General features: G+C 70.2%; 28 protein-coding genes and 2 pseudogenes. 14 read left to right on the top strand and 16 right to left on the bottom strand.

The window, feature by feature from the left end; all coding sequences use genetic code 11:
- Positions 1 to 388: 388 nt before the first annotated feature.
- The gene (locus tag JNO44_RS28985) at positions 389 to 1,357 is read right to left on the bottom strand and encodes a tetratricopeptide repeat protein (RefSeq protein ID WP_205366710.1); all 969 of its coding nucleotides are present in this window, start codon (positions 1,355 to 1,357) and stop codon (positions 389 to 391) included.
- A 317-nt stretch (positions 1,358 to 1,674) separates the two neighbouring features.
- Between JNO44_RS28985 and JNO44_RS28980 the strand changes: the two genes are divergently transcribed.
- On the top strand, positions 1,675 to 2,313 hold the full coding sequence (locus JNO44_RS28980) for a TetR/AcrR family transcriptional regulator (protein ID WP_240167698.1): 639 nt from the start codon (positions 1,675 to 1,677) through the stop codon (positions 2,311 to 2,313).
- Between the two features lie 43 nt (positions 2,314 to 2,356).
- On the opposite strand, the gene JNO44_RS28975 is transcribed toward JNO44_RS28980, so the two are convergent.
- Both JNO44_RS28975 and JNO44_RS28970 read right to left on the bottom strand, forming a co-directional pair.
- Positions 2,357 to 3,370 carry a GDP-mannose 4,6-dehydratase gene (locus JNO44_RS28975; RefSeq protein ID WP_039632697.1) on the bottom strand — a complete coding sequence of 338 codons (1,014 nt, stop codon included), beginning with the start codon at positions 3,368 to 3,370 and terminating at the stop codon, positions 2,357 to 2,359.
- Complete coding sequence (locus tag JNO44_RS28970; protein ID WP_205366709.1) at positions 3,367 to 4,533, bottom strand: UDP-N-acetylglucosamine--N-acetylmuramyl-(pentapeptide) pyrophosphoryl-undecaprenol N-acetylglucosamine transferase; 1,167 nt, start codon at positions 4,531 to 4,533, stop codon at positions 3,367 to 3,369. The genes JNO44_RS28975 and JNO44_RS28970 overlap by 4 nt, the downstream gene beginning before the upstream one ends.
- 62 nt (positions 4,534 to 4,595) lie before the next feature.
- On the opposite strand from JNO44_RS28970, the gene JNO44_RS28965 reads away from it, so the two are divergent.
- Both JNO44_RS28965 and JNO44_RS28960 read left to right on the top strand, forming a co-directional pair.
- Positions 4,596 to 5,339: a response regulator transcription factor gene (locus tag JNO44_RS28965; protein ID WP_205366708.1), complete on the top strand. Its 744-nt coding sequence runs from the start codon at positions 4,596 to 4,598 to the stop codon at positions 5,337 to 5,339.
- Positions 5,340 to 5,480: 141 nt separating this feature from the next.
- Positions 5,481 to 6,899: a sensor histidine kinase gene (locus JNO44_RS28960; RefSeq protein ID WP_205366707.1), complete on the top strand. Its 1,419-nt coding sequence runs from the start codon at positions 5,481 to 5,483 to the stop codon at positions 6,897 to 6,899.
- A gap of 87 nt (positions 6,900 to 6,986) precedes the next feature.
- Here JNO44_RS28960 and JNO44_RS28955 read toward each other — a convergent pair whose 3' ends face one another.
- The 4 genes from JNO44_RS28955 to JNO44_RS28940 all read right to left on the bottom strand — a co-directional run bounded on the left by JNO44_RS28955 (position 6,987) and on the right by JNO44_RS28940 (position 11,366).
- Entirely contained in the window at positions 6,987 to 8,726 is a 1,740-nt protein-coding gene (locus JNO44_RS28955) for a coenzyme B12-dependent isobutyryl-CoA mutase large subunit (protein ID WP_205366706.1), read from the bottom strand.
- Positions 8,727 to 8,973: 247 nt separating this feature from the next.
- Positions 8,974 to 9,306, bottom strand: coding sequence for a DUF3817 domain-containing protein (locus JNO44_RS28950; RefSeq protein WP_205366705.1), 333 nt, complete (start codon positions 9,304 to 9,306; stop codon positions 8,974 to 8,976).
- A gap of 132 nt (positions 9,307 to 9,438) precedes the next feature.
- A complete protein-coding gene (locus JNO44_RS28945; protein WP_205366704.1) occupies positions 9,439 to 9,963 on the bottom strand; it encodes a MarR family winged helix-turn-helix transcriptional regulator in 525 nt (174 codons plus the stop codon).
- Between the two features lie 56 nt (positions 9,964 to 10,019).
- Positions 10,020 to 11,366, bottom strand: a complete 1,347-nt coding sequence (locus JNO44_RS28940; protein WP_205366703.1) for an MFS transporter — start codon at positions 11,364 to 11,366, stop codon at positions 10,020 to 10,022.
- Between the two features lie 79 nt (positions 11,367 to 11,445).
- On the opposite strand from JNO44_RS28940, the gene JNO44_RS28935 reads away from it, so the two are divergent.
- Positions 11,446 to 12,435, top strand: coding sequence for an ArsR/SmtB family transcription factor (locus JNO44_RS28935; protein WP_205366702.1), 990 nt, complete (start codon positions 11,446 to 11,448; stop codon positions 12,433 to 12,435).
- Between the two features lie 12 nt (positions 12,436 to 12,447).
- Here the strand turns inward: JNO44_RS28935 and JNO44_RS28930 are convergent.
- Positions 12,448 to 12,624, bottom strand: a pseudogene (locus tag JNO44_RS28930) (thiamine-binding protein); the annotation flags it as partial.
- A gap of 50 nt (positions 12,625 to 12,674) precedes the next feature.
- Between JNO44_RS28930 and JNO44_RS28925 the strand changes: the two are divergent.
- Positions 12,675 to 14,147 (top strand): recombinase family protein, encoded by a 1,473-nt coding sequence (locus JNO44_RS28925; RefSeq protein WP_205366701.1) that lies wholly within the window; start codon positions 12,675 to 12,677, stop codon positions 14,145 to 14,147.
- Positions 14,148 to 14,520: 373 nt separating this feature from the next.
- On the opposite strand, the gene JNO44_RS28920 is transcribed toward JNO44_RS28925, so the two are convergent.
- Positions 14,521 to 15,150 (bottom strand): transposase, encoded by a 630-nt coding sequence (locus JNO44_RS28920; protein ID WP_205360203.1) that lies wholly within the window; start codon positions 15,148 to 15,150, stop codon positions 14,521 to 14,523.
- Positions 15,114 to 15,632, bottom strand: a complete 519-nt coding sequence (locus JNO44_RS28915) for a helix-turn-helix domain-containing protein (protein WP_205360206.1) — start codon at positions 15,630 to 15,632, stop codon at positions 15,114 to 15,116. The genes JNO44_RS28920 and JNO44_RS28915 overlap by 37 nt, the downstream gene beginning before the upstream one ends.
- Positions 15,633 to 15,709: 77 nt before the next feature.
- Between JNO44_RS28915 and JNO44_RS28910 the strand changes: the two genes are divergently transcribed.
- Both JNO44_RS28910 and JNO44_RS28905 read left to right on the top strand, forming a co-directional pair.
- The gene (locus tag JNO44_RS28910) at positions 15,710 to 16,354 is read left to right on the top strand and encodes a hypothetical protein (protein WP_205366700.1); all 645 of its coding nucleotides are present in this window, start codon (positions 15,710 to 15,712) and stop codon (positions 16,352 to 16,354) included.
- A gap of 267 nt (positions 16,355 to 16,621) precedes the next feature.
- Positions 16,622 to 17,461, top strand: coding sequence for a recombinase family protein (locus tag JNO44_RS28905; protein ID WP_205366699.1), 840 nt, complete (start codon positions 16,622 to 16,624; stop codon positions 17,459 to 17,461).
- A gap of 373 nt (positions 17,462 to 17,834) precedes the next feature.
- Here the strand turns inward: JNO44_RS28905 and JNO44_RS28900 are convergent, their stop codons facing one another.
- Positions 17,835 to 18,041, bottom strand: a complete 207-nt coding sequence (locus JNO44_RS28900; protein WP_205366698.1) for a DUF397 domain-containing protein — start codon at positions 18,039 to 18,041, stop codon at positions 17,835 to 17,837.
- Entirely contained in the window at positions 18,038 to 18,850 is an 813-nt protein-coding gene (locus tag JNO44_RS28895) for a helix-turn-helix domain-containing protein (protein WP_205366697.1), read from the bottom strand. The genes JNO44_RS28900 and JNO44_RS28895 overlap by 4 nt, the downstream gene beginning before the upstream one ends.
- Before the next feature lie 128 nt (positions 18,851 to 18,978).
- Between JNO44_RS28895 and JNO44_RS28890 the strand changes: the two genes are divergently transcribed.
- Complete coding sequence (locus JNO44_RS28890) at positions 18,979 to 19,200, top strand: hypothetical protein (protein WP_205366696.1); 222 nt, start codon at positions 18,979 to 18,981, stop codon at positions 19,198 to 19,200.
- A gap of 459 nt (positions 19,201 to 19,659) precedes the next feature.
- Entirely contained in the window at positions 19,660 to 20,043 is a 384-nt protein-coding gene (locus JNO44_RS28885; protein WP_205366695.1) for a hypothetical protein, read from the top strand.
- A gap of 348 nt (positions 20,044 to 20,391) precedes the next feature.
- On the opposite strand, the pseudogene JNO44_RS28880 reads toward JNO44_RS28885, so the two are convergent.
- A pseudogene (locus JNO44_RS28880) lies at positions 20,392 to 20,529 on the bottom strand (thiamine-binding protein); the annotation flags it as partial.
- Positions 20,526 to 20,876, bottom strand: a complete 351-nt coding sequence (locus tag JNO44_RS28875; RefSeq protein ID WP_067346876.1) for a DUF3817 domain-containing protein — start codon at positions 20,874 to 20,876, stop codon at positions 20,526 to 20,528. The gene JNO44_RS28875 and the pseudogene JNO44_RS28880, both read right to left, overlap by 4 nt.
- A gap of 243 nt (positions 20,877 to 21,119) precedes the next feature.
- Here JNO44_RS28875 and JNO44_RS28870 point away from each other — a divergent pair, with 243 nt between their 5' ends.
- From JNO44_RS28870 to JNO44_RS28855, 4 genes are all read left to right on the top strand, one after another.
- Complete coding sequence (locus JNO44_RS28870) at positions 21,120 to 21,758, top strand: AIM24 family protein (protein ID WP_205366694.1); 639 nt, start codon at positions 21,120 to 21,122, stop codon at positions 21,756 to 21,758.
- Positions 21,758 to 22,441: an AIM24 family protein gene (locus JNO44_RS28865; RefSeq protein ID WP_205366693.1), complete on the top strand. Its 684-nt coding sequence runs from the start codon at positions 21,758 to 21,760 to the stop codon at positions 22,439 to 22,441. The genes JNO44_RS28870 and JNO44_RS28865 overlap by 1 nt, the downstream gene beginning before the upstream one ends.
- The gene (locus JNO44_RS28860; RefSeq protein WP_205366692.1) at positions 22,438 to 23,211 is read left to right on the top strand and encodes an AIM24 family protein; all 774 of its coding nucleotides are present in this window, start codon (positions 22,438 to 22,440) and stop codon (positions 23,209 to 23,211) included. The genes JNO44_RS28865 and JNO44_RS28860 overlap by 4 nt, the downstream gene beginning before the upstream one ends.
- 118 nt (positions 23,212 to 23,329) lie before the next feature.
- Positions 23,330 to 23,806, top strand: coding sequence for a MarR family winged helix-turn-helix transcriptional regulator (locus JNO44_RS28855; protein WP_205366691.1), 477 nt, complete (start codon positions 23,330 to 23,332; stop codon positions 23,804 to 23,806).
- Between the two features lie 112 nt (positions 23,807 to 23,918).
- Here the strand turns inward: JNO44_RS28855 and meaB are convergent, their stop codons facing one another.
- Complete coding sequence (gene meaB / locus JNO44_RS28850; RefSeq protein WP_205366690.1) at positions 23,919 to 24,878, bottom strand: methylmalonyl Co-A mutase-associated GTPase MeaB; 960 nt, start codon at positions 24,876 to 24,878, stop codon at positions 23,919 to 23,921.
- Between the two features lie 87 nt (positions 24,879 to 24,965).
- Complete coding sequence (locus JNO44_RS28845; RefSeq protein WP_205366689.1) at positions 24,966 to 26,168, bottom strand: acetyl-CoA C-acetyltransferase; 1,203 nt, start codon at positions 26,166 to 26,168, stop codon at positions 24,966 to 24,968.
- Between the two features lie 137 nt (positions 26,169 to 26,305).
- Between JNO44_RS28845 and mce the strand changes: the two genes are divergently transcribed.
- Positions 26,306 to 26,746, top strand: coding sequence for a methylmalonyl-CoA epimerase (mce, locus tag JNO44_RS28840; protein WP_205366688.1), 441 nt, complete (start codon positions 26,306 to 26,308; stop codon positions 26,744 to 26,746).
- Positions 26,747 to 26,893: the final 147 nt, after the last annotated feature.

The following is a 26,893-nucleotide window of genomic DNA, read 5'->3' as shown; positions in this document are numbered from 1 at the left end:
CGGGAATGGACCGAGCGTGGCCGATCGTCGTCCATTCCCGCCCGGCGCACAAGGCCCTCGTTACTTGCGGGTAACGGGCCGATAACTACGCCGCGACGCACGGAGATCACCCGGGCACCCAGCGTCGTCCCTGATGGCGCCCAAACAAGGGGCAATTCTGAACAGAATCCGGCAAATTGGCCGTCTGCTCTTACTCCAAGTAACAGCGGCCGCGTTTACCAAGTTTCGGTAAAGCGCGGCCGCTGCTCCGTTTGCCGGACGTGTGTGCGGGAGTTGCCGCAGGACGGAACCGGACGGGACGGAAATGTGCCGGAAAAGACCCGGCACGAGGGGAAATTCGGCGCGGAGCGCCGTCTCCCGGGGGGTGGTGGAGGGGGAACGCGCCGGCTCAGAACAGGACGCGCGCCAGCGCGGTGCGCGCCTTGGTCACCCGCGGGTCGTCCGCGCCGATCACGTCGAACAGCTCCAGCAGCCGCACCCGCGCGGCCTCGCGGTCCTCCCCGACCGTCCGCTGCACGGCGTCGACCAGCCGGCCGAAGGCGTCCTCGACGTGACCGCCCACCAGGTCCAGGTCCGCGGCCCTGATCTGGGCCTGGACGTCGGCCGGGCGCTCCGCGGCCTCCTGGCGCACCGCCTGCGGGTCCAGGTCCTGCACCCGCTGGAGGAGTTCGGCCTGGGCCAGACCGAGCTTGGCCTCCGGGTTGGTCGGGTCGTCGGAGAGGACGTTCTGGTAGGCGCGGATGGCGCCGCCGAGGTCACCGGCGTCCAGCGCGTCGGCCGCCGTGGTCAGCGCCGCGTCGTACGGGCCGACCGGCGCCGGGGCCGGGGCATCGGCCTGCTCGGCCGCCGCCGGGTCGACCGGCGCGCCCACGATGCCGAACTGCTGCTCGGCGACCTGCACCAGCTGGTCCAGCACCTGCCGCAGCTGCGCCTCGGGGACCGCGCCCTGGAAGAGCGGGATCGGCTGGCCCGCGACCACCGCGAACACCGCCGGGATGCCCTGCACCCCGAACTGCTGGAACAGCATCTGGTTGCTGTCGACGTCGATCTTGGCGAGGACGAACTTGCCGGCGTACTCCGCCGCGAGGCTCTCCAGCAGCGGACCGAGCTGCTTGCACGGCTGGCACCACTCGGCCCAGAAGTCGATGACGACCGGGACCTCGGTGGAACGCTGCAGGACGTCCTGCTGGAACCCCGCCTCGTCGACGTCGAACACCAGGCGGGTGGCGCCGGCCGGCGCCGCGCCCGTGCGGGCGGCCTCGGCGCGGGCCTGCTCGGCCTTCTGCTTCGCTTCGCCGGCCGCCTTCACCGCGGCGAGGTCGACGACTCCACTCATGGACATGTTGCGTGGCTGCATGGGTCCATCCTCCCCCCTGAGCGGCCGGTTCCGGAAAGCGATCCGGAAAGCGAGCCCACGCCCCGTCGACAGGCCCCGCTGGAGTGCGGTCCGCGCCGGGGATCCGGTGCCCGATGGACGGCCCCGAGGGGCCGCTGTGCGCGGCCATGGGTCCCCACCCACAGCCAGTGGCTATCGCTCTTTCGCTACAGGTCGTAGCGTAACTCGCGACGCCCCCCGCCCGGCAACCGCCTCCCCCCGCTCGCCGGGTGATCTCCCTCACGGACCGCACCACCGGACGGGGTCCGGATCGCCTACCGGCCGGTATGGTCGCCGGCATGCACCAGTCCGCCCGCCCCCCGAAAGGCCGCCCGGGCCGCCCTCGCAGCGTCGAGGCCGATCACGCGATCCTCGACGCCACCCGCGCCGCGCTCGTGGACGTGGGCTGGGGCGGGCTCACCATGGGCGAGGTCGCCGCCCGCGCCGGGGTCGCCAAGACCACCCTCTACCGCCGCTGGGCCAACAAGAGCGAACTGGTCGTGGACGCCGTGGCGGTCCTCTTCGACGAACTGGAACTCCCCGACCGGGGCTGCCTGCAGTCCGACATCGAGGGCGTGGTGCTCCAGTTCGGCGCGCTGCTGGCCCGGCCCGAGACCAAGACCGCACTGATGGCGGTGGTCGCCGAGTCCACCACCGACGACGCGCTGCGCGAGCGGATCCGCTCGGCGATCGTGGACCGGCAGAAACGGCTGGTGCTGCTGGGCCGTTCCCGGGCGCAGGCGCGCGGCGAACTCCCGCCGGACGCCGGCGGCCCCGACGGCGAAGAGGCCGCCGAGTGCACCGTGGGCCTGATCTTCGACGTCATCGCCGGGGCCGTCGTGCACCGGCTCCTGGTGAGCGCGGAGCCGGTGGACGCCGACTGGGCACGGCAGTTCACCACGCTGCTGCTGGCCGGCCTGGCCGGGCTGAAGCCGTAATCACCGCCGCGGCCCGGCCGGCGTCCACCGTCCCCGCGCCGCCTCACACCTGGTAGCGCTCCGCCCGGAACAGGTGCAGGTGCTCGGCCACCCACTCCGAGGTCCGCGCCAGCCCCTCCTTGAGGGTGACCTCCGGCTGCCACGAAGCCCACTCCCGGGCCCGGGAGTTGTCCGACAGCAGCCGCTCCACCTCGCTGCCCGAGGGCCGCAGCCGCTCGGCGTCCACCACCACCTCGGCGTCCCGCCCGGAGGCCGCGATCAGCGCCTCGGCCAGCGCCCCGATGGTGATCTCCCGGCCACTGCCGAGGTTGACGACCTGCCCCAGCGCCCGGTCGCAGTCGGCCAGCGCCATGAACCCGGCCGCGGTGTCGGTGACGAACGTGAAGTCCCGGGTCGGGGTCAGCGAACCGAGCTTGATCTGCCGGGCGCCGGAGTGCAGTTGGGCCAGGATCGTCGGGATCACCGCGCGGGCGGACTGCCGGGGCCCGTAGGTGTTGAACGGCCGCACCACCGTCACCGGCAGTTCGAAGGCGTGCCAGTGGGACAGCGCCATCATGTCCGCGCCGATCTTCGAGGCGGAGTACGGCGACTGCGGCTGGAGCGGATGCTCCTCACTGATCGGCGCGGTCCGCGCGGTCCCGTACACCTCGCTGGTGGAGGTGTGCACCATCCGCCGCACCCCGTGCCGACGGCACGCCTCGGCGACGTTCTCGGTGCCCACCACGTTGGTCTGCACATACGCGCCGGGCGAGTCGTAGCTGTACGGGATGCCGATCAGCGCGGCCAGGTGGAAGACGGTGTCGCAACCGGCGACGGCGTCCATCACCCGGCCGGCGTCCCGGACGTCGCCGGCGACCATCTCCACCGGGCCGCCCGGCACCAGGTAGCGGGCCAGGTTCCCCTTCTCCGCGTACGGCTTGTAGTGGACGAAGGCGCGCACCTCTGCGCCGGCCTCCACCAGCAGATCGACCAGCGTCGACCCGATGAACCCCTCGGCCCCGGTGACCAGGACCTTCCGACCGGCCCACGGCCGGGACGCGGTGCTCTGCGTGCTCATGCTGACTCCTTCAGTGTGGTGACGAGGTGGTGGGGGTGGGGGTGGCCGGCCAGCGTCAGGGTCCGCGCGGCCAGCAGGTCGGCGGCCCGGGAGTGCGTGCCGGGGTCGGCCGCCGCGCCCATCGCGGCCAGCCGGACCGGGTCGGCCAACAGCGGGGTGACCAGCGCGTCCAGCCGCTCGGCGGTGACCTCCGCGTCGGGCAGCAGCAGTCCCGCCCCGGCGTCGGAGAGCACCCGGGCGTTGTGCGTCTGGTGGTCGCCGGGCGCGTGCGGGTACGGGACGAGGACGGCCGGCATCCGGATCGTGGCCAGTTCGGCGACGGTCGCCGAACCGGCCCGGCACAGCACCAGGTCGGCCGCCGCGTACGCCAGGTCCATCCGGTCCAGGTACGGCACCGCCTCGGCGACCGCCGCCCCGCCGTTCGCTTCCAGGGCTGCCCGGGTGGCGTCCAGCGCCGCCGGCCCGGTCTTGATCAGCAGCCGCATCCGGTTCCGGCCCAGGTAGCGGGCCGCGAGACCGACGGCGCCCTCGGTGAGCCGGGCGGCGCCCAGGCTGCCGCCGTTGACCAGCAGCAGCCGCGCCTCCTCCGGGATCCCCAGGGCCGCGCGGGCGGCCGACCGCAGTGCCACCCGGTCCAGGCCGGCCAGCGGCCCGGTCAGCGGCATCCCGACCGTCTCGGCCTGCGCGCCGCCCGCCAGGTGGGGACGGCTGCGGTCGAAGGCCAGGGCGATGTGCGGGGTGAGCCGGGCGGCGAACTTGTTGGCCCGGCCGGGCACCGCGTTGGATTCGTGGATCAGGCTGGGCAGTCCCGCCATCCGGGCCCCGACGATCACCGGGGCGCTCGGGTAGCCGCCCATCCCGACGGCGACCTGGGCGCCCTGCTCCCGCAGGATCGCCCGGCACTGGGCGCCCGAGCGCAGCAGTGCGGCCGGCAGCAGATAGCGTTTGGCGCCGAGCGCCGGGTCGAAGGGGATCATGTCGACGGTGTGGAGCCGGTAGCCGGCCTGCGGGATCAGCCGCGTCTCCAGGCCGCGGTCGGTCCCCACGAAGGAGATCACCGCGTCCGGCACGGCCCGGCGCAGCGCGTCGGCGAGTGCGATTCCGGGATAGATATGGCCGCCGGTGCCGCCCGCACCGATCACGACCGAGAGTGGTGTGCGCATGGCCGCCACGCTCGTCCGCCGCCTTAAGAACGTTCTAAGACGCCGTTTGGGAGCCTGGAGCCATGACCGCACGCCCCTCCCCCGCGCCCGACGCCGGCAACTCCCCGCCGGCCGCCGCCCCCAGGATCCTGGTCGTCGACGACGAACCGGAGGTCCGCGCCGCCGTGGCGGACGGCCTCGCCGTCGAGGGCTACACGGTCCGCGGCGCCGCCGACGGCCTGGCCGCGCTCTCCGAGGTCGCCACCTGGCAGCCGGACGCCCTCGTCCTGGACGTGATGATGCCGGTGCTGGACGGCCTGGCGGTCTGCCGCCGGCTGCGCGCCCTCGACGACCGCACCCCGATCCTGGTCCTGACCGCCCTGGACTCGGTCAGCGAACGGGTCGACGGGCTGGACGCCGGCGCCGACGACTACCTGGTCAAGCCGTTCGCCCTGGACGAGTTGATCGCCCGGGTCCGTGCCCTGCTGCGGCGGGCCGCGGCCTCGGCCGCCGCCGACTCCCGACTGGCCTTCGCCGATCTGGTCGTCGATCCCGCCACCCGCAGCGGCCACCGCGGCGGCCGGCCGCTGGAGTTCAGCCGCACCGAGTACGCGCTGCTGGAGCTGCTGCTCCAGCACCCCGGCCAGGTGCTGCCGCGGGAGACGATCCTGGAGCGGGTCTGGGGCCGGGACTTCGGTCCGGACTCCAACTCCCTTGCCGTCTACATCGGTTATCTGCGCCGCAAGCTGGAGGCCGGCGGCGAGCCCCGGCTGGTGCACACCGTGCACGGCATCGGCTACCGCCTCGACCGGCCGGAGGGCGCATGAGCGAGCGGATCACGGAAAGGTGCGCGCCTCGCGAATGCGAGGGCGAGCGAAGGGAGCCGTCGGCATGAGCGAGCGCAGTGAGCTCATCAAGGAAAGGTGCGCGCCTCGCGAATGCGAGGGCGAACGAAGGGAGCCGTCGGCATGAGCGGCCGGCGCCGCCTGGGCGGCCGCTGGGTCCGCCGCCGACCGCTGCGCACCCGGCTGGCGTTGGCCGCCTCCGCCGCGGTGGCGCTGGTCGCGGTCGGTGTCTGCGCGGCCGCGTTCGTCGTCCTGCGGGTGCAGATGACCCATCAGCTCGACCTCAACCTGGCACAGACCGCCACCCAGCTCCTCCATCGGATGCGCAACTGGGGCCCGACCGCGGGCGACGCCTCCTGCCAGTACCCGGCCGCCGTCTGCGTCCAGATCGTCCCCGCCGACCCGGCCAAGGACGCCCGCGGCGCGTACGTCCTGCCGGTCTCCGCGGCCACCCGCGAGGTGGCCGCCGGCCACCGCACGCCGTACTACACCAACCTCACCGTCGCCTCCCACCCCGTCCGGGTGTTCACCACCCGCGTCCCCCACCGGGACGAGGTGCTCCAGGTGGCGCTGCGCTCCGACACCGTCGAACGCGGGGTGCGGCAGGCCGCCTGGGCCCTGGGCGCGGTCGGCGGCGCGGGCGTGCTGCTCGCCGCCGGCCTCGGCTACTGGGTCTCCCGCACGGGCCTGGCCCCGGTCGCCCGGCTCACCGCCACCGCGGAGCGGATCGCCACCACCCGCGACCCCCGGCACCGCATCGACCTCCCGGCGGGACCGTCCGGCCACGAGGACGAGCTCACCCGGCTCGCCGCCAGCTTCAACACCATGCTCGGCGAACTGGAGCAGTCCATCACCGCCCAGCGCCGGCTGGTCGCCGACGCCTCCCACGAGCTGCGCACCCCGCTCACCGCGCTCCGTACCAACGCCGAACTCCTGGCCCGCGCCGACCGCCTGACGGATGCTCAGCGGGATCGGGCGTCGGGTGCGCTGACCCGCCAGCTCCGCGAGGTCACCACCCTCGTCAACGACCTCATCGAACTCGCCCGCGACGAGGAGCCCCGGCCGCTGCTCGAACAGGTCCGCCCGGCCACCCTGCTGGATCACGCGGTGGCAGCCGCCCGCGAACACTGGCCGGACGTCGCCTTCACCACCCACATCGCCCCCGAGGCGGCGGACACCACGCTCCCCGGCGTCCCCGCCCGACTGGCCCGGCTGCTGTCCAACCTCCTGGACAACGCCGCCAAGTTCTCCCCGCCCGGCGGCCCGGTCGAGACCGAACTCGCGCCCGTGGCGGGCGAGTTGCACCTCACCGTCCGCGACCACGGTCCCGGGATCGCCGCGGACGACCTGCCGTACGTCTTCGACCGCTTCTACCGCGCCCAGGCCGCCCGGGCCCTGCCCGGCTCGGGCCTGGGCCTGGCCATGGCGCGGCAGATCGCCCGGGCGCACGGCGCCGAGCTCACCGCGGAGCAGGCGCCGGGCGGCGGCGCGCTGTTCCGCCTGCGGATGCGGGGCGCGGAACCCCCCACCGGGGCCGGGTGAGGGGGCGGTGCTCCGGTTCCCGATCCCCGGGCGGCGGCGCGGCGGCCGCCCGGGACCGGCCGCTCCCGTCGTGCCGACAGGCCCTAGCTAGAAGCCGGCCGGCTCGGTGTACGTCCCCCACTCGTCGCGCAGCGCGCCGCAGATCTCGCCGAGGGTCGCCTCCGCGCGGACCGCGGCCAGCATCGGCTCGATCATGTTGCGGTCGCTGCGGGCGGCGGCCAGCAGCTCCTTGAGCGCGGCCTGCACCCGGGCGTCGTCGCGGGCCGCCTTGCGCTCCGCGAGGACCCGCACCTGCTCCCGCTCGACCTCGTGGCTGACCCGCAGGATCTCCAGGTCGCCGGTGACGGAGCCCTCGTGGCAGTTGACGCCGACGACCCTCTTGTCACCCTTCTCCAGGGCCTGCTGGTAGCGGAACGCGGACTCGGCGATCTCGCCGGTGAACCAGCCGTCCTCGATGCCCCGCAGGATGCCGGAGGTGATCGGGCCGATGGATGGGGTCTGCCCTGCTCGAGCCGAGCCGAGAGCTTGGGGACGCTGTCCGTCCGGCACCGCCCGCGCCCCGCGCTCCGTTATCTGCGCGAAGATCTTCTCGGCGTCCGCCTCGATCCGGTCGGTCAGCGCCTCGATGTACCAGGAACCGCCCAGCGGGTCGGCGACGTTGGCGACGCCGGTCTCCTCCATCAGCACCTGTTGGGTGCGCAGGGCGATCTCCGCGGCCTGCTCGCTGGGCAGCGCCAGGGTCTCGTCCAGGGCGTTGGTGTGCAGCGAGTTGGTGCCGCCGAGCACCGCCGCCAGCGCCTCCACCGCGGTGCGGACGACGTTGTTGTACGGCTGCTGGGCGGTGAGCGAGACGCCGGCGGTCTGGGTGTGGAACCGCAGCCACTGCGCCTTCTCGGTGCGGGCGCCGTAGACGTCGCGCATCCAGCGGGCCCAGATCCGGCGCGCGGCGCGGAACTTGGCGATCTCCTCGAAGAAGTCCACATGGGCGTCGAAGAAGAACGACAGGCCGGGCGCGAAGGTGTCAACGTCCAGTCCGCGGGAGAGGCCCAGCTCGACGTAGCCGAAGCCGTCGGCGAGGGTGTACGCCAGCTCCTGGGCGGCCGTCGCGCCGGCCTCCCGGATGTGGTAGCCGGAGACCGACAGCGGCTTGTAGGCCGGGATGCCGTGCGCGCAGTGCTCCATCAGGTCACCGATCAGCCGCAGGTGCGGCTCGGGCTGGAAGAGCCACTCCTTCTGCGCGATGTACTCCTTGAAGATGTCGGTCTGGAGGGTGCCGTTGAGCACCGCCGGATCGACGCCCTGGCGCTCGGCGGCGACCAGGTACATGCAGAAGACCGGCACGGCGGGCCCGCTGATCGTCATGGACGTCGTGACGTCGCCGAGCGGGATGTCCTTGAACAGGACCTCCATGTCGGCCGCCGAGTCGATGGCGACACCGCAGTGACCGACCTCGCCGAGCGAGCGCGGGTCGTCGGAGTCCCGCCCCATCAGCGTCGGCATGTCGAACGCCACCGAGAGGCCGCCGCCGCCGGCCTTGAGGATCATCTTGTAGCGCTCGTTGGTCTGCTGGGCGTTGCCGAAGCCGGCGAACTGGCGGATCGTCCACGTCCGGCCGCGGTAGCCGGTCGGGTACAGGCCGCGCGTGAAGGGGTACTCCCCCGGCCATCCGATCCGCTCGAACCCCTCGACCGAGTCGCCAGGGCGCGGCCCGTACGCCGGCTCGACGGGGTCGCCGGAGAGCGTGGTGAAGTCGGCGTCGCGCTTCCGGGCGGTGTCGTACCGGGCCTGCCAGCGGCGGCGGCCCTCTTCGATCGCGTCAGCGTCCATGCCCATGAATTTACTAGGACGTCCTACTATCTGTCGATGGGAATCGGCCCCGAACCCTCCCTGAAACCCGCGGGGGCGGCCCCCTAGGGGTCGCGCATTCCCCCACCGGGGGGCTGCCCGGCACCCGCGCCGCGGAAACGCCGCGGACGGCACGGCCACGGACAGCACAAACGCGCCCCTCCCGCAACGGGAGAGGCGCGGCGCGTGCACCGGGAGAGGCGCGGGCCCGACGGCCCGGCCGCCGCCGTCAGACCTTGACCGGCTCCGGCGCGGCCTTCGCCAGCAGCGGCGCGACCTCGCGGACCACCTTGCGCTCCACGAAGAACGCGGCGGTCGGGATCGTCCCGGAGATCAGCACCCACAGCAGCTTGCCGAACGGCCAGCGCGCCTTCGAACCGAGGTCGAAGGCGAAGATCAGGTAGATGATGTAGAGCACGCCGTGGACCTGCGCGACGACGAGGGTCAGGTCCTTGCCGATCCCGAAGCCGTACTTGAAAACCATGCAGGCGCAGAGCACGAGCAGCATCACGGCGGTGATGTAGGCCATCGCCCGGTAACGGGTCAGCACGCTGGATTTCATGGATACGAGCGTAACCGCCCGGAAATCCCCCGCGGACGCGGGGACCGCGCAACCGCCCGGTATCGGGTGAGGACTCTTCGCGGACCACCCCCGCGTAAGCGGGGAAGCAGCGCGCCGACCTGCGAAGAGACCCTACTGCGCGGTCGCGGGCCGGTCCTCGAAATCCTCGGCCGCCACCCGCAGCGGACGCAGCAGCGCGAAGATCTCCGCGCACTCCTCGGCGTCGTACGCCCCGAGCCCGAAGTCCATCGCCATCAGGTCGCGGGTGGCCGCGTCGCACACCTCGCGGCCCTTGTCCGTGATGGACGCCAGGGTGCCCCGGCCGTCGTTCGGGTTGGGCCGCTTGGCGACCAGGCCCGACTTCACCAGCCGGTCCACGGTGTTGGTCACCGAGGTGGGGTGCACCATCAGACGCTCGCCGATCTTCGACATCGGCAGCTCGCCCGCCTTGGAGAACGTCAGCAGCACCAGCGCCTCGTAGCGCGCGAAGGTCAGTCCGTACGGCTTGACCACCGCGTCCACCTCGGACAGCAGGATCTGCTGGGCCCGCATGATCGAGGTGATCGCGGCCATGGAGGGCACGGAGCCCCATCGCTGCTTCCAGAGTTCGTCGGCGCGAGCGATGGGGTCAAAGGCAAGGCTGAGCGGCTTCGGCACGCTTCCGACCCTACCCGGCGGTCATATGCTGGTTAGCCCTGTCTCAACTTTCGGTCTCAGGGAGTGGCCGGCACCGGTCCGTCGGCCCACGCCGTCCGCGCCCCTGAGCGCCGTACCTCGGCGATCACCGCCAGCACCGCCGCGACCCCCAGCACCCCCGCGGCCGGCATCACCACCGGCAGCGGCGCGTACTCGGCGGCCACCCCGGCCAGCCCCATCGCCAGCCCCATGATCGTCATCCGGCCCGCCTGCATCACGGTCATCGCCTGTCCCAGCTGTTCCTCGGGGACCGCGGCGACGAACCACCGGTCCACGCCGAAGTTGTACGAGATGCCGGTGCCGGTCAGCACCAGCAGCACCAGGGCCCAGCCCAGCGACGGCCGGGCGGCGAACCCGAGGGAGGGCAGCACCGTGAACACCCCCATGGGGAAGGTCAGCCGGGTCCGGGCGCGCGACCCCAGCAGCGTCCCCGCCAGGGTCTCGGCGACCACCGCCCCGACCGGCATCCCGCACATCAAGAGCCCCTGCCCGGCCGGGCCCACCCCCAGCAGTCCCCCGTACGGGACCAGCAGCGCCTCCGGGACGACCACCAGCGCCGGCGGCACCCAGGCGAGCAGCAGCAGCGCCCGGATCGGCCGGTCGGCCAGCAGTCGCCGGGTGCCGGCCCACGAGGCGCCCAGCAGGGCGCCACCGGCCCTCCCCGCCGTCATCCGGCCTCCGCGGGCCGGGCGGGCGGCGGTCCCCAGCCGCAGCAGCAGCGCCGAGGTGGTGAACGTCGCCGCGGTGATGCCGAGCACCGCGCCCGGTGTGACGGCGGTCAGCAGCAGTCCCCCGGCGGCGAACCCGGCCAACTGCGCGCCCTGGTTGACGATCCGGATCAGCGAGCGCCCCAGGACGAACGGCTCTCCCTCGCCGAGGATGTCGCCGAGCGTCCCGGCCCGGGTGCCGGCGAAGACCGGCGCGACCGCCGCGATCGCGCAGCGCAACCCGAGCAGGACGACCACCGGCGTCCCGGGCAGCACCATCGCCGCGGCGGCCACCGCGCACACCACGTCGCAGATGACCAGCACCCGCCGGGCCGGGTAGCCGTCGGCGACAGCCGACAGCAGGGTCCCGCCGAGGAGGTACGGCAGCAGGCCGAGCGTGAAGGTCAGCGCGCTGAGCAGCGGCGAGTCGGTGAGCCGGTAGACGAGGACGGAGAGCGCGATCTCACAGACCACCACGCCCAGGGAGGAGAGCAGGTGGGCGGCGAAGACGAAGCGGAATTCGGGGACGGCGAAGACGGCGCGGTAGCCCGTGCCGGTCGGCCCTGCGGCGTCCGGGGCGGGCGGACCGCCCGGGTCGCAGGCGGGCGGACAGGCGGGAGCGGGGCCCGGTCGTGCGGGCCCGGAAGGCGTCGGCATGGAGTCAGGCTGCCGACGCCGCCGGACGGACCGTAGTGTTTCGGCTCCAGCCGAAAGTCGGTGAGGGGAGGGCCCGGCGGTGCCGCTGGAGCTGCATTTCGGCGCGGACGACCTGCTGCGGATCCGGTTCGCGATCTCGCCGCTGTGCGAGACCCATGAGGCGCTGCGGACCCTGCGGCGCACCGACCGGCACGGCTACCACCTGCCGTGGCTGCGGCGGATGCGGGAGCGGGTGGCGGGGCTGGACCTGTCGCCGGTGTGGCTGTTCATGCCGTCGTCGCAGCCCGGGTACACCCCCGATTTCCTGGGCCGGCCGCCGGAGGTGCCGCTGGCCGACTTCGCCGCGGAGCTGGCGCGCCTACGGGCCACCGATCCGGCGCTGGCCCGCGCCGAGATGGCCAAGTCGCTGGCCTGTACGCCCGGGGCGGCACGGTCGCCGCGCGGCCGGGCGGCGCTGGCGGACCCGGCGCGGGCGGTGCAGGAGCTGGCGGACGTCACCGAACGGGCCTGGGAGGCCCTGGTGGCGCCCGACTGGCCCCGGCTGCGGACGCTGCTGGAGGCCGAGATCGCCTATCGCTCGCACCAGTTGGCGAGCGGTGGGCTGCGCCGCCTGTTCACCGATCTGCACCCGCGGCTGTCCTGGTCGGACGACGGCACGCTGACCGTCCGCACCCGTACGGACTTCGCGCAGATGCAGGACCTGGACGGGCGGGGGGTGCTGCTGCTGCCGAGCGTGTTCGTGTGGCCGGACGTGATCAGCGGTTTCGATCCGCCGTGGCAGCCGACGGTGATCTACCCGGCGCGCGGCATCGGCGGTCTGTGGCAGGAGCCGGCCGGCGGCCCGGCGCTGGCGCGCCTGCTGGGCGCCAACCGGGCCGCTGTGCTGACCGCGCTGGACGCGCCGGCGACGACCTCGGCGCTGGCGCACCGGCTGGGGCTGGCCGTCTCGTCGGTCTCGGCGCACCTGTCCGTGCTGCGCGACGCCGGGCTGCTGACCTCGCGCCGGCACGGTCACCAGGTGCGCTACGAGCGGACGCCGCTGGGCATCGCCCTGACGGCCGGCGGCTGACGGCCGGGCCCGTCAGGAGGTCTGTTGGCCCCCGGCCAGATAGCGCTCGACGGTCTCCACCTTCGAGGTGAGGCCGTCGGTGACGCCCGGCCGGATGTCGGCCTTGAGCACCAGCGAGACCCGCCCGGCGCGCGCCTCGACGGCGGCCACCGCGCGCTTGACGACGTCCATGACCTCGTCCCACTCGCCCAAGAGGGTGCACCTCTGAGTACATAGTTCCCATCGGTGAGGATTGAGCCATGCGAATAGCGATATACCTGCGTCTTTCCCGTGAGTCCGACGAATCCACGTCTATAGACACACAGCGGGATGCGGCCCGGCGGTGGCTGGTGGCGAACGGGTACGACCCTGCCGATGCCGTGGAGTACGTAGACGCTGGAGTGTCGGGCGCTAAGCCCCTTGAGGCCCGTAAGGGAATGCGGGCGCTCATGGCCGACAAGCCGGATCTTGTGATCGCGTGGAAGCTGGACCGGTACGCCCGGAGCGTGTCTGAGTTCCTGCGGCTGGTGGCGTGGGGTGAGGAGCACGGCGTACGCATTGCGACCACTGACGGCACGATCAACACGGCGACCCCCACGGGCCGCATGGTGGCCGTTGTCCTTGCCGCCCTGGCGGAGTGGGAACGGGAGATGACCAGGGGTCGAATCACGGAGGGGCACGCCACCCGCCGCAAGCAAGGCCGCTGGACTTCCGGGCGTGCGCCGCGCGGGTACCGAATCGTGCGCCGTGAGGATGGGGCGTACTTGGAGATCTACCCTGAAGAGGCGGAGCCGATCAGGAACGCTTGGGCCGCCCTGGTGGACGGTGGAACGGTGGCCGGTACGGCGCCTATCGCGGGGCTCAGTGAGGCGCAGTGGCGCCGCCTGCTCAAGTCCCCGACACTGCGCGGGCAGCGTGACCATAAGGGCGAGTTGGTCACCGAAGAGGACGGGGTGACGCCCGTTCAGTTCGCTGAGCCGATCCTGTCCGCAGCGGAGTTGAAGGCTGCGCGGCGCCGCATGGAGGAGCTTGCCACGGGTCAGGACCGTGCGCCCCGCCACGCTGCGCCCATGTGCTCCGGCATGGCGTGGTGTTACCGGGATTGCAAGCTCAACGGCGGCACCTCGGACAAGGGTGTCCCCCTCTATCGCTGCAAGCCGGGCCACACGACCATCTACGCCGAGACACTTGATCAACGCGTGGAGAGCGAGTTTCTGAAGGTGTTCGGCAGGGCCAGGGAGTGGACCGTACGCCTTGAGGGCGGGAACGATCTATCGGCGGAGATGGAAGAGGTCCGGGAGCAAGCTGAACGGCTGGCTTTGCGCATGGCGACAGCCGGGCCATTGATGCTGCCGACACTCGAGAAGAAAGCGGCGGAACTTGAGGCTTCGTACGCCCACCTGCTGAGTGAGCACGACCCCGAGACAAGGGAAGTGTCAGAGCCGACCGGGCGCACAATGGCCGAGGCGTGGGAGGCGGAGGATCAGTCGGGGCGTGAGCACTTGCTGAGGTTGATGAACCTTCGAGTCACCTTGCACCCTCGCGGCGCTGAAGACCGTCTGTCGTTCGCGTGGGGGCCGACTGAGGAAGAGGCAGCCGAGGCAGAGTTGGCCGGCATCGCCCGGACCGAGGAAGAGCTAAGCCACACGCCCGCCCCTCTTACTCCGGAGGAACATGAGGAGATCCGGCAGGACATCTTGGACGACATCGCACACCAAGAGGGGCTGCGGTAAGCCTGCCTGAGCGCCGCTTGCGGCCCGTTGCTGGGATGTTCCCCCAGTGACGGGCCGTTCGGCGTTCCTGGGGCACGTATCGCTTCGGTGACGGGGTGACGAGATGACGAGGTGTAGGACGGTCTCCGTTTCTACAGCAGAGAGTTGTTTTTCATTCCTCTCTCTTCACCTAAACAGCGTGTGACCTGGTGTTTTGTTAGTCTCTAGCTTCACCTCTTGAGGGGTGTTCGGGTCACCTTTGGTCACTTGTCTTGTTCCTTGGTTGGCAAGACAGCGGGGGTGACATGTCCTCAATGCCTTTCAGTAAGGAGCCTGGGAACTTTGGGAAAGTACATAGCTGACGCGTCGGCACGTAGCGTGCTGGAGATGGCGTCTAAGCGGTCTTGAGCAAGTCTTCTGTGGTTGGTGTCAGTGCTGTTGCCCGTCGGGTCATTGCCTGGTCGACGGCGGTGTGTAGTGCGGTGGTGCTGGTGTAGGCACGGACGGGCATGTCCTGGTACTTCACTGAGCGCCATATGCGCTCGATGAGGTTCAGCTCCGGCGATCGCGGTGGGAGGTAGAACAGGTGGACGCCGATGGCCTCCAGTTCTTCACGCCGTCCCTTGAAGAGTCTGGCGTGGTGGATCTGGGCGTTGTCCATGACGATCGTGCACGGTCTGACCCGCCGCCAACCAGGCGGCGGGTCAGTGAGACTGTCCGTTCCTTTGGGCAGGCGTGCGATGTGCGTGCAGACGAAGTCGAGAACCATCGAAGCGTCAATTTTGTGGTCGACGGCCCTCCACACCAGTTCGGGGCCTGGCCCGCTCTCGCTCAGTGCTCCCAGGACGTTGACCCGCCGGTTCTTGGTGTCCTCCCGCTTGACGACAGCGCGGACACCGGTGCGGGCCCAGGTGAAACCGGTGGGCAGGGTCGGAGAGAACCCGGACTCGTCCAGGTAGTACAGATCCTCGGTACCGGCTTCGGCCCTCAGCCGTACAGCCGTAGGCCCTCCAGCCGCTCCCACGCGGCGGCCTGGAGGGCCGGGCCGGCCTTGTGCCGCAGACTGTCGCGGGTACGTTTCCAGCGGAAACCGTCCCGGTGCAGCAGCACCGACAGCCAGGAAGAATCGACATTTACCCCACGCTCTCGGCGCAGCCACTCCGCCAAAGCGGGCAGCGTCCACGTGGTCCCCTCAGCCGCCGCGGTATCCAGCATCGCCTCCAGCGCGTCCAGGTCCTCGCGCGTCCACCGTGGCGGCCGACCCGACCGGGGCGCGTCGGCCAGGGCCTCGAAACTTCCGTCAAGGAACCGGCGCAGAGCTTTGCGCACGGTGACCACATGCCGGTCGACAATGGACGCGATCTCGGGAGCGTTGCGGCCCTGGGCCGACAGCCGCACGCATTCCAACCGCACCCGCTCATTCACCGGCAAGTCCCGAGCCCTCAACCGCCGCCCCAACTCCGCCTCATCCTCCGACGAGAGCTCCACCCACAACGGTCCTGCCATTCCAAACCCCCCTCCTGGTATGGCACATACCCAAACAGCACCACACTTCACCAAGACCGCTTAGGCACGCTGCCGGGGTGGGTGCACCGGTGCCGTTCGTCTGGTCGGGGGCGCAGTGGACGACGCCGGGCGGTGAATGGCGGGATTGGCCGCTGGTGCGGCGCGGCATGGGTGAGTGGCTGCGCGGTCTGGCTGATGCGCTGGACGCTGGGGAGGAGAACGAGAAACTTCGCCGGGAGTTGCAGGGGTACCTGTTGGACTCTCGCGTTGCTGCGCACAATGCGACTGATCCGGATGACAAGCGGTGGCACCAGGACGTAGCCGACGGGCTAGCTCGGGACCTTGAGGCGATCCCCGCCCCCGTCGATGTAAGCCCCCTCGTGGTGCGTTCGCTCCGTGATGTGGCGTCAGAGATTGAGTCGGCGTCCGACGCCCGAGCGACTCAACTCCTTTCGCTGGCTTCGCAGTTCGATGCATTCCGCGCTGCGTTGAATGATCCGGCGACGTGGGTGAAGCGTTTGGGTGCTGCGCCGTACAGCGTGCATGTCCGTACGTCGGCGGTGTGGGAGGCGTTCTGCGCTGCGGAGCCGGTGTTGTCTCGTTCGCTGGGGGCGGTGATGGGTAAGCGGGCTTTGTTCGCTGCGATGGATAAGCGGTTTGGTACGCGCCGGAAGCTGTCGGGCTATGAGGGTTGGCGCGGGGTGTCGCTTCCCGAGGTCTAGTCCGCCCCCGCCCCAGGCGGTGGCCCCTCGTTGATTCTCCGCTAGAGCGGCAGCGAGCAAAAACTCTCGTGTGGCTCATTGGAGCGTTTGCGCGGGCCGTTGCCGAGCGTGACGACCGGCAGGCGTCTCACAATCGATGGTTATTGAGACGCTGGGGTGCATGGCGGGCGGGTGTCCGTTTCGCCCCGACCTCGGCGTCTCAAAACCCGTCGCAAAAGATCCGCCGCTCGCCTGGCTTTAGAGACACGTTTATGAGACGGTTTGATCATGACGACGAACACCAGCACCCCCGCTGACCTGACGGAGCGCCACGACTGCCCGAAGTGCGCAGCGCCCGCCGGTAGTGCCTGCCGTACGTCCACGGGCAAGGTGGCTGCGAACTACCACACGGGCCGTTTCGCCCTGGTGCCCGCGCTGAAAGCGGAGCTGACGGTGAAGACTCCGGCGGACCGGAACCCCGGTAAGGCGTGGGTGGCCCGTGCGGCGGTACCCAACGTGCCCGAGGCGGCGCCGGGCGCAGCGATACGGATTGGCTACGCCCGTTGCTCCACGGTCGGTCAGGAACTTCAGTCGCAGTTGGATGCGCTGGCCGGTGCGCAGTGCAGCCGCGTGTTCTCCGAGAAGATCAGCACCCGTGTGAAGGAGCGGCCGGAGCTGGAGAAGGCTCTGACGCTGGCTCGGGAGATCCGGGCGGCTGCACCTGGTCAGCCGGTCATCCTGACCGTGGTGGAGATGAAGCGGCTTGCCCGTAGCGCCGCTGAACTCATGGCTCTGTCCGCCACGCTCCAGGCGGACGGCATCCAACTGGAACTTCTCTCCGGTCCGCTCCAGGGCGTCTACGACCCGAACGGGTCCGGGGCCATCGTCTTCGCCGTGCTTGCTGTCTCCGCTGAGGTGGAACGGGAGGGCATCCGGGAGAAGACCCTGGAGGGGCTAGAGACTGCCGCCCGCAATGGCAACCATGGGGGACGCCCGACCGTCATGGACGCTGACAAACTCGCTGTGGCTCAGGCGCGCCGGGCCAAGGGTGAGAGCGTCACGTCGATCGCTAAGGCCCTCAAGGTGTCCCGGGCGACGCTGTACCGGGCGCTGAGTGAAGCGTCGTAACCCTGCTGCGCCTGAGACCTGAGAGACCGTCTGGCCACCCGTCAGGCGGTCTTTTGCTGTGTCAGCGCGGGGAAGGGTGGAGCGCTGCCAAAGTTCAGCCGTTAGCGCGTCTGGCGATCCCGGCTCAAGCACGAGACGCGTGCGCTGGGTGTGAAGCCGTTTTTTGCTCTCGTTCGTGCTGTGACCAGCGGAAACGTGTCGGATCGGTCTCGAGAACGACCCCGTTAAGGGGTGGGGAGTGACCCCCTAAGCGCTGTTAGGGCTACCGGCAGTGGATAGCAGCGCTGTCCGTGTACGGGTCACAGGGTTTCCGGCGTACAGACGGGCCCCGTCTGCCGTGTGCGTGGCGAACGGGGCCGGGAGGGTGTCGGGGTCAGGCGGTCGGGAGTTCGGCGCTCTGGAGGTTGTTCACGAACGCTGACCAGGCGTGTGCGGAGAAGGTCAGTTCGGGGCCGTGAGGGTTCTTGCTGTCACGGACGGGGACGGCGCCGGTAGCAACGGCTGAAGGTGCCCATTCGATGCACTGTCCACCGTCGCCGCTGCTGTAGCTGGACTTAACCCACCGTTGGGTGTCGCTCATCTCGTGTACTCCTTGACCGCATCACGCAGCGCGCGGACGGTCCGCTCCGGGGACAGTGCGTCGGCTCGCAGGCGCTCGTACCGCTCTGTACCGGTCGCCACCATCGAGGCCGAGTCGATCACGCGACCCTCCCCCTGCGCTTCCGAGTAGAGCACCGGGGCGGTCTCGCCATCGTTGAACGTGAGCAGCGTATAGGGCTCAGCAGCCGCAGGCGCGCCCGAGTCGTACGGGAGAACTTGCAACGTGATGTGGGGGCCTTGGGCAGCGAGGAGTAGGTGTTCCATCTGCTCTCGCATCACGTCGCTGCCGCCTACACGGCGATGCAGGCATGACTCATCCAAGATCACCCACAGCAGGGGCGGGGCGTCCTGCTCCAAGATGTGCCGGCGGTGAAGTCGCGCCGCCACCTTGGTCTTGATCGACTCGTCTACGTCTCGAGGGTGCGCCGCCCTGAACAGTGCCTCAGCGTAGTTGGGGGTTTGCAGTATCCCCATGACGAGGAACGGTGAGAAGTCGCTGATACCTGCGGCCTTCTCTTCCAGATTCAGGTACGGGATGAACCACTCCGGATGCCCATGCTTGGAGATCCGTTGGAGTAACCGTGCGAAGTAGCCCGACGTGTTGAAGAACCGGTCGCATCCTTCAGCGAACTGAGGGCTCGGGAGCGCTTGCCCGTTCTTCACCTTCGAGACGTACGGCGCCTTGTACCCGGTGAAGTCGGCAAGCGCCTGTTGCGTTGCCCCCTTGTGCCGTAACGCCTCCTCCAGTTCCCGCCCGAACCACTGAAGCCCGTTAGCTGGTTCGCTCATTCGTCCAACTCACCACCTTTCCAAACCACTTGGAAACGCCTATGCCCTGGTCAGGGTAGCTGCGGGTGCCGATGCTGTAACCACCCCCAAGAAGCCAAAGCGGAATCCCCGCTGAGGAGTGATGCGTTATGCCTGACACCCCCACCGGCACCGACCACGCACGAACCGTCGAAGAGATGTGCAAGCGCTTGCACGATGCCCTCCAGGCGGCCGGCTTCCTCGTTGATGACCCCATGGTGGCCACCGTCAAGAAGCCCGGCGGCGCCCTGGTGGAGAAGGTCGTTCCCCCGCCGTTCTCCAGCGGGGACACGGAGCGCCTGTGCAAGATCTTGGAGGCCGCCCGGCGATGAGCGGCAGCGCTAAGGATCTCAGCGAGAAGACCAAGAAGCTGAATGACCGCAGCAGCAACGGCAGCAATGCGGGCAAGAAGTCGGACGGGGCGGGGAAGCCGTGTGGAGGGTCCTAGAACAGCTGTTCAGCCCCCAGGAGGGGGAACCTTCCCCCGCTGTGCTGGAAGGCGACTACCGGCCCGTTGTGTGCCCCATGGCGTGGCACGACATGACTCCGCTGGGAGGTGGGGCGTACCGGTGTGAGGTGCACGGGGCCACTGTGGTGTTCCACGCCCCCGGCCCGCCGACCGACACCCCGCCCCGAACGATCATGGCGCCGCTTGCTGGGGCGCTCCGTGGTCGCCACCGTCGCCCCTGAGCCTCCGGCGTAACCAACGTGCCGGGCCACGACTCCTAAACTGAGCGTTTCGCGAAGAGAGGACGACCCCAGTGCGCCCCCAGACCTTTCAAGATTTCGTCGTGAGCCTGGCCAAGAACGACCCGACCACGGTCAGCGTCCAGACACTTGCCGAGTCTGGCGACACGAAACACCCGTTCGGGGTGTCAATCACCACCGCCAAAGGCGAGGCACGTTGGCAAATCTACGGTCAGCTTCCAGAAGGGGAGCGCCACAAGGATGACGGTGGGGAGTTTCAGGCGGTAGAGGGCAACCCGGTGCCTGTGGGTGATGCCCCAGAGCCGTCCGATGCTCCGGAGACGTGGCTGGCAGCGCTCCTTGCTCGTGCCGAATCTCCCCAGATCGCGAACATCGACCGCTGGTCTCAGAGGCAAGATTCCTCCGGGAAACCGGGCCTGACCATCACGTTCTACAACACGGCGCGCATCTTCGTGCGCCTCCTCTAGGCCCCCTCCTCAACTGCTGAGGAGGGTCGCACCACCGTAAGGCACCATCCGTCGAACGAACGGAGAACGCTGAAATGGGATGCACTCACACCCACCCCGGAGCCCGGTTCGACCCCGGACAGTGCGCAGGCGTCTGCCCCGTCTGCGGCGCGACGGTCGGCGCCGAACCCGGCCAACCGGTAGCCGCGCATCAGAAGCAAGGCACTCTCGACATGTGCGAGGGAGTCGGCGCGCCCGCCTCGTGATCTGACATAGCGCCGGACGGTCAGCACTAAGAAACAGGCCCCGTCTGCTCTCCGATCGAGGGCGGGCGGGGCTTCTGCGTCTATGACCTCACAGGTACACTCTTTCGCCCTCGATGGAGGTGAACATCGCGTCGGTGCGGTTGGGCAGGCCGGACTCGCGGACGACCCGGACGGCGTCGGCGACGTACTCACCGACGTCCTCGCCGACGCCCAGCGGGCTCACGGAGAAGGCGACGATCATGCGTTGACCGTGCCTTCCCGGCGGGCGCGGGCGGCGATCACACCGGCCTCCTCCTCGCGCTTGAGCACCTTGTCCGCGTACAGGCCGCCGAACGGCAGGACCGCGAGGACGAAGAAGAACGCGACCCGCTTGAAGGGCCACTTGGTGCGGTTCCAGGCGTCCAGGAGCAGCACCAGGAAGATGGTGAACAGGATGCCGTGCAGCAGGCCGAGGGGCATGACGAGCTTGTCGTAGCCCAGGAAGATCCGGAAGCCCGTGCCGAATATCAGCAGCGCCGGGAAGGAGAGCGCCTCCGGGATGGATGCCAGGCGCAGGCGGTGCAGGGCGGCGGCGGTCTTGATGTCCACGGGAACCTCGTTCGGGCGGAGGGGGAGGCGGGCGTCACAATGCTTGTGCAAGAGTTCACAAGCGTCCGCCCCATTGTTACAGCCGCTCCGGCGATCACCGCGCCCGGGGCGGTCGGGCGCGCGTGGACCGCTGCCCACGGGCGCGCGGACGGGGTCGATCCGGGCGGGCTCGGGGAAAGACCGGGGTCGACTCCGGGACAAAGGCCCTGTCCTGCCCGCCCTGCGCCCACTACCGTCTGCCCCGTGGCTCAGTTTCGGCTCCAAGGGAGCAAGGTGCTCGCCGTCGACCTCGCGGGCGACGCCGTCAAGGCGAAGAACGGCGCGATGGTCGCCTACGACGGCCGGATGACCTTCAAGAAGATGACCGGCGGCGGCGAGGGGCTGCGCGGCATGGTCACCCGGCGGCTGACGGGTGAGCAGATGACCGTGATGGAGGTGAAGGGCCAGGGCACCTGCTATTTCGCCGACCGCGCCAGCGAGGTCAACCTGGTCCGCCTCCAGGGCGAGAAGCTGTTCGTGGAGGCCAGCAACCTGCTGTGCACCGAGGCGGCACTGCACACCGGCACGACGTTCACCGGGCTGCGCGGCGCCTCGCAGGGCAACGGCCTGTTCACCACCACCGTGGAGGGCCACGGGCAGGCCGCGCTCACCTCCGACGGCCCGGCCGTGGTGCTGCGGGTCACCAAGCAGTACCCCCTCCAGGTCGACCCGGGCGCGTACATCGCGCACACCGGCCAGCTGAAGCAGCACTTCCAGTCCGGGGTGAACTTCCGCACGTTCCTCGGCGAGGGCTCCGGCGAGGCGTTCCAGATCCGCTTCGAGGGCGAGGGGCTGGTCTATGTGCAGCCGAGCGAGCGCAACACCGTGGGAGGTGAGGTCTGATGCCGTTCACGGCCCTCAACTCCCGCATGGTGGAAGCCAGGATCGTCCCCGGGCAGCGGCTGTTCAGCCAGCGCGGCGCGATGCTCGCCTACCGCGGCGAGGTCACCTTCACCCCCAACATCCAGGGCGGTCAGGGCGGCCTCGGCTCCATGATCGGCCGCCGGATCGCCGGCGAGGCGACGCCCCTGATGACCGTCGAGGTCGCCCAAGGTCTGCACGGCCGGGGAGACACCCCCACCGCCACGGTGATGTTCGGGTACGGCGGCCACCACGTCCAGGTCGTCGACCTGACCGGCGACACGCTCTATGTGGAGGCCGACCGCCTGCTGGCCTTCGACGGTTCGCTGTCCCAGGGCACGATGTTCATGGGCGCGCAGGGCGGGGTGATGGGCATGGTCCGCGGACAGGTCACCGACCAGGGCCTGTTCACCACCACCCTGCAGGGCCACGGTTCGGTCGCGGTGATGGCCCACGGCGGCGTCATCGAGCTGCCGATCGCCCCCGAGCGCCCGGTCCACGTCGACCCGCAGGCGTATGTCGCGCACCGCGGCGACGTCCGCAACCGCCTGTCCACCGCCATCGGTTGGCGCGAGATGATCGGCCGCGGCTCGGGGGAGGCGTTCCAACTGGAGCTGTCCGGCCGGGGCACCGTCTACGTACAGGCGTCGGAGGAGAAGCTGTGAACGGTCCCGTCGTCCACGACGTCCACTCGTTGCCCTCCGACGACAACGTCAATCCGTACGCCTTCAGCGTCGACCTCGACGGCCAGTGGTTCCTCCAGAAGGGGAAGATGATCGCCTACTACGGGCAGATCGACTTCCACGGCATCGGACACGGCCGCCTGGACCGCCTGATCGCCGGAAGTTTCCATTCGCCACTGCACGCCGCGGACTGGGTGGTCGCCGAGGGCCGGGGCAAGATGCTCCTCGCTGACCGGTCGTTCGACATCAATTCCTATGATCTGGATGAGGGTAACCTCACTATTCGCTCCGGCAACGTGCTCGCGTTTCAGCCATCTCTGTCGCTGAAGCAATCGATCATCCCGGGCTTCCTCACGCTCATCGGCACGGGCAAGTTCGTGGCCGCCTCCAACGGCCCCGTGGTGTTCGTCGAGCCCCCGATCCGGGTGGACCCGCAGGCCCTCGTCGGCTGGGCCGACTGCCCCTCCCCCTGCCACCACTACGACCATCAGTACCTGCGGGGATTCCTGGGCGGCCTGCGCGCCCACACCGGCATCGGCGGCGCCTCCGGCGAGGAGCACCAGTTCGAGTTCACCGGCGCCGGCACGGTTCTGCTGCAGTCCACGGAGCAGTTGATGCCGGAGAGGGCGACCGGTGCGCTGCCGGCGGAGGAGGGCGTGCCGGGCGGCGGCGCGCCGACTCCGGAAAGTGGCTCACAACTGCCGCAGCCGCCCGGCGGCCTCGGGGGGCTTCAGCGCCACTTCGGGCTGTGAACGGTAGTCTGCGGACGGTGACCTCGAACGTCTGATCAACCACGAACCCCGGCCGACTTCCGCAATGTCACACACCACAACTAATTCACTATTCAACTTTCACGGGTAGAATTCATCCATGACGACCGACAGCGACACTCCCTGGCTGACCGACCAGGAGCAGCGTGCCTGGCGCACCCATCTGGACGTCAGCAGACTGCTGATGCACCAACTGGAGCGCGATCTCCAGCCGTTCGGCCTGACCAACAACGACTACGAGATCCTGGTCAACCTCTCCGAGGCCGAGGACCACCGGCTGCGGATGAGCGACCTGGCCGCCAGCACGCTGCAGTCCAAGAGCCGCCTCTCGCACCAGATCACCCGCATGGAGAACGCCGGCCTGGTGCGCCGCGAAAGCTGCGAGTCGGACCGTCGTGGACTCTACGCCGTCCTCACCGAAGAGGGCTGGGAGACGATGCGCCGGGTCGCCCCGCACCACGTCGCCTCGGTCCGCCGCCACTTCATCGACCTCTTCGCCGCCGAGGACCTGGAGTCCTTCCGCTCCTCCCTCACACCGGTGGCGGAACACCTGCGCAAGCACCGCGGCAACCCCTGACGCCGACCACCGCGGCGTCCCGGGGGCCGCAGGCGGGCCCCCGGCACCGCCAGGGCCCGGCGGCGCGGGAGGCCACCGCGGCCCCGGCGCCCGAGGCTGACGAACCGGCCGCCTAGGCCCCGTTCGTCAGCCCCTCCACCAGTTCGTCCGCCGCCCGATAGGGATCGGTGTCGCCGGCGACGATGCGCTCGGCCAGCGCGTCCAGGTGGCGGTCGCCGGACAGGTCGCCGATCCGGGAGCGCAGCGCGGTGACGGCGATCGTCTCGACCTCGCGGGCCGCCCGCGCCAGCCGTCGCCGCGCCAGCACGCCCCCCTCCTCCATCCAGGCCCGGTGCTTCTCCAGGGCCTCGACGACCTCGTCGATGCCCTCCCCGCGCGCCGCCACTGTCTTGACGATCGGGGGCCGCCAGTCGCCGGGCGCCCGGGACTCGCCCAGGCCCAGCATGTGGTTCAGCTCGCGCGCGGTGGCGTCGGCGCCGTCCCGGTCGGCCTTGTTGACGACGTAGACGTCGCCGATCTCCAGGATCCCGGCCTTGGCCGCCTGGATGCCGTCGCCCATCCCGGGGGCCAGCAGCACCACGCTGGTGTCGGCCTGGGAGGCGATCTCGACCTCCGACTGGCCGACGCCCACGGTCTCCACCAGGATCACGTCGCAGCCGGCGGCGTCCAGCACCCGGATCGCCTGCGGGGCGGCCCAGGCCAGCCCGCCGAGATGGCCGCGGGTGGCCATCGAGCGGATGTAGACGCCGGGGTCGGAGGCGTGCTCGCTCATCCGGACCCGGTCGCCGAGCAGCGCGCCACCGGAGAACGGCGAGGACGGGTCGACGGCGAGCACACCGACCCGTTTGCCGACCTTGCGGTAGGCGGTGACCAGCGCGGACGTCGTGGTGGACTTGCCGACGCCGGGCGACCCGGTGAGTCCGACCACGTACGCGCCGCCGGTCAGCGGCGCCAGTGTCGCCATCACCTCGCGCAGCTCCGGCGCCGCTCCCTCGACGAGGGAGATCAGCCGGGCCACCGCCCTCGGGCGGCCCTGCCGGGCCTGTTCCACCAGCTGGGGGACGTCCACCATCGCGCTCGGCTCCTTCGACCTCGACTCACTGGCTGGTACGCGCTGCTCCCGCGCCGCGCGCCGGCACCCGGCCGGCGCGCGGGCCCGTCACTTGCCCGGTACGCGGATGATCAGCGCATCGCCCTGGCCGCCGCCCCCGCACAGGGCCGCGGCACCGATGCCGCCGCCGCGCCGCCGCAGCTCCAGCGCGAGGTGCAGCACGATACGGGCGCCGGACATGCCGATCGGGTGTCCGAGCGCGATGGCACCACCGTTGACATTCACCTTTTCCGGGGAGACCCCCAGGTCCTTCATTGACTGCACGGCGACCGCCGCGAACGCCTCGTTGATCTCGATCAGGTCAAGATCTTCGACGCCGAGGCCGTCCTTGGCGAGCGCGTGGTTGATGGCGTTGGACGGCTGCGACTGGAGGGAGTTGTCCGGGCCGGCGACGTTGCCGTGCGCGCCGATCTCGGCGATCCACTCCAGGCCCAGCTCCTCGGCCTTGGCCTTGCTCATGACGACCACGGCGGCGGCGCCGTCGGAGATCTGCGAGGACGTGCCCGCGGTGATCGTGCCGTCCTTGGCGAAGGCCGGCCGCAGCTTGCCGAGGCTCTCCGCGGTGGTCTCGGCGCGGATGCCCTCGTCCTTGCTGAAGAGCACCGGCTCGCCCTTGCGCTGCGGGATCTCCACGGGGGTGATCTCCGCCTCGAACAGGCCGTTCTTCTGGGCGGCTGCGGCCCGCTGGTGGGAGCGCGCGGCGATCTCGTCCTGCTCGGCGCGGCCGATGCCCAGACGGGTGTTGTGCTTCTCGGTCGACTCGCCCATCGCGATGCCCTCGAAGGCGTCGGTCAGGCCGTCGTGCGCCATCGCGTCGAGCATCTCCACCGCGCCGTACTTGAAGCCCTCGCGGGACTTCGGCAGCAGGTGCGGGGCGTTGGTCATGGACTCCTGGCCGCCGGCGACGACGACGTCGAACTCGCCCGCGCGGATGAGCTGGTCGGCCAGGGCGATGGCGTCCAGGCCGGAGAGGCAGACCTTGTTGACGGTCAGCGCGGGGACGTTCATCGGGATGCCGGCCTTGACCGCGGCCTGGCGCGCCGGGATCTGCCCCGTCCCGGCCTGCAGGACCTGGCCCATGATCACGTACTGCACCTGGTCGCCGCCGATACCCGCGCGGTCCAGCGCCGCCTTGATGGCCACTCCGCCCAGGTCGGCCCCGGAGAAGGTGCGCAGTGAACCGAGGAGCCGGCCCATGGGCGTGCGGGCGCCGGCCACGATGACCGAGGTGGTGCCGTTCGATGCAGACATACGATGCGGCCTTCCTTTGCAGGGAAGTTAACGAGGGTTCCCGTCAATGTACTGAGGGGTAGTCGCCGGGTCACCGGCAAGCGGGTGTGATCGCGCGCACGTTGCGTAACCAGCCGTGCGGGCGGTGCACTGGAGCCATGCTGACGCGAATCGACCACATCGGGATCGCCTGTTTCGACCTCGACAAGACCGTCGAGTTCTACCGTGCCACGTATGGCTTCGAGGTGTTCCACACCGAGGTCAACGAGGAGCAGGGGGTCCGCGAGGCCATGCTCAAGATCAACGAGACGTCGGACGGCGGCGCCTCGTACCTGCAGCTGCTGGAGCCGACCCGGGAGGACTCCGCGGTGGGCAAGTGGCTGGCCAAGAACGGCGAGGGCGTGCACCACATCGCCTTCGGCACGGCAGACGTCGATGGCGCTGCCGAGGACATCCGCCGCAAGGGCGTCCGGGTGCTCTACGACGAACCGCGACGGGGTTCGATGGGGTCGCGGATCACCTTCCTGCACCCCAAGGACTGCCACGGTGTGCTGACCGAACTCGTCACCGCCGCGCCCCCGGACGCGACTGACCACTGACCTTCCGCTTCCCCGGCCGGTAGAGTGCAGCTTCGGTCGGGGTACGGGAATGGGGCTCGGTCCATACTCTGCCGATGATCTGACACCATTTCTTCGGAAGGGTCAGCTCCGAAGGGCGCGAGTTCGGTACGCGGCGACGTGTACGGA

It is taken from the genome of Streptomyces noursei (assembly GCF_016917755.1).
GTDB classification, from domain to species: Bacteria; Actinomycetota; Actinomycetes; order Streptomycetales; family Streptomycetaceae; genus Streptomyces; species Streptomyces yunnanensis.
The sequence above is the reverse complement of the archived record's forward strand: the minus strand, read 5'-3'. Positions and strand labels throughout refer to the sequence as shown.